We start from the raw sequence: 360 nt of genomic DNA, 5'->3' as shown, positions 1-360 counted from the left end.
CTGCTGTGGCGCATCGCCCATGGCGAGCGATCAGTGCTGAGCAACCCCGCCGACGCCGATGTCCTGCGCGCGACGGCCCTTGCCCAGGCCGTCCGCCGTGACACGCACAAGATGAAGGCATTCGTGCGCTTCCGCGAGGTGCCTGGCCAGCCTGATGCGTTCATCGCCTGGTTCGAGCCACAGCACCACATCGTCGACCGGGTCGCGCCGTTCTTCGCGCGTCGTTTCACCGGCATGCGCTGGGCCATCCTCACTCCTTCGCGCAGCGTCGCCTGGGATGGGCAGGCGCTTGCCTTCGGCCCCGGTGCACGGCGCGAGGATGCCCCGGCCGAGGATGCACGCGAGTCGCTGTGGCAGACC

Annotated in this window: 1 protein-coding gene; it reads left to right on the top strand. The window is 69.4% G+C overall.

Annotation, left to right across the window (positions count from 1 at the left end; all coding sequences use genetic code 11):
* On the top strand, positions 1 to 360 hold a 360-nt coding region (locus tag EN852_RS36575), incomplete at both ends, for a TIGR03915 family putative DNA repair protein (protein WP_135879742.1).

Origin of the sequence: Mesorhizobium sp. M2E.F.Ca.ET.209.01.1.1 (genome assembly GCF_004010375.2) — a bacterium.
GTDB lineage: Bacteria > Pseudomonadota > Alphaproteobacteria > Rhizobiales > Rhizobiaceae > Mesorhizobium.
This window is presented reverse-complemented; position numbering and strand designations above follow the sequence as displayed.